This is a genomic window from Collimonas sp. GW821-FHT07E08 (genome assembly GCF_059418905.1).
Window position 1 is genome coordinate 1 of the sequence record NZ_JBWKQR010000048.1, and the last position, 1,362, is coordinate 1,362.

At 51.1% G+C, this 1,362-nt stretch carries 1 protein-coding gene; it reads right to left on the reverse strand.

The features are described 5' to 3' along the window. Positions 1 to 1,350, reverse strand: a 1,350-nt coding sequence (locus tag AC07RZ_RS24090; protein ID WP_494669867.1) for a hypothetical protein, incomplete at its 3' end; no start/stop codon positions are given. Positions 1,351 to 1,362 lie beyond the last annotated feature (12 nt).

Sequence of the window (1,362 nt, forward strand, 5' to 3'; positions counted from 1 at the left end):
GGCCGTAATCCCTTGTACTGCCGCCTCAGTCAATTGAGCCACCTGCGCTTCAGTGATGGTGTTTAGTAGGAACAGAGGTGCATTGGAAATTATCCAATTAAGAATCTCGGCATCAACGTTGGACCAGTTGATCTCCTGCTCCTGCCCCTGATTGTTGGACGACGGGATCTTCGCTCCGCCCAGCAACCTATTTTGCTGCAGTAGCTGATCAACACCGGGTAATGCCTGATATTGGGCACTCTGTTCTTCTGTCCAGTTATTCTGTCCGCCTGTCAGGATCCACTGGGCAAGATCGCTGTTCTTGAGCAGCCCCCCCGCCACCTGCGTGGCACTAAAAATACTCCAGTCCGGTATCTGATTCAGGGTAGCCTGGGTCAGGCCGCCACCGGCAATGGCATTGTTCGAGAGTGCTTGGAATTGTGCTGTTGTCCAGCCCCCTGCTGACCCGGCATTATTAATAATCTTTGATAAGACGAGGTTATTGAGCAGCATTTTGAGCTGTGGGGCTGTGAGCTGTCCTATTTCCTCAGGGGTCATACTCAGCAGTGCGTCAACGCTCAGCGCATAACCGAGCCCCCTCGCATCAATTTGACCGATAGAGGTATTGCCGGTAATCAAAGCCTGGAATTGAGCTACCGTCAAGCGACCTGGCGTTCCAGCATGAAGTACAGTAAACGCCATGTCAGCAGAGCTAGTGACTAAACCATTGACTGCGTTAGGTGACAATTGCGCCAACTGTGCATTGGTCATGCTGGTGATAAACGCACTAGCGCTGCTACCCAATCCCAGAATGCCATTGACCAAGGATGCAGTCGGGATCGCTGTAAAAATACTGGAAGGAATACTAGCGACTTCACCCGCTTGCAAAAGGTTGCTAAAAATACTCGTTACCTGCGCCGCACTCAGGTTTTGCGACAGATCTTGCAATACCGTATGACCACTGGCATCGATTTGCAGGAGCTGCTCACCACTTAAACTGCGGATCACGGTGTCATTGAGTTCTACAATCTGAGTACCAGTCAAGCCTTGCAATACCGTTTTAACCGTAAAACCATAGTAAGCCATCTCTTGCCGATTGGTGAGTCCAAGCTGATTGATCGTCAAAGCGCCGATCACTGCTTGGCTCAATTGCCTAATATTTTTCCAAGGCATCGCTTCGAGTACGGTGATGGCTTGCCCATTGGGTGTTAAGACACTGGTCTGCAGGAGATCGGTGACGGTCAGTTGTCCGAGGGCAGTCGAAGAAATGGCCCCCAACTGACTATAGTAAAGCGAGGCCAAGACGGACCTGCCGGTAGCTAATACCGTAGATTCCAGCACTGAGGCAGTAAGTCCAGCAATGGTGCTCATCGGCAGATTCTG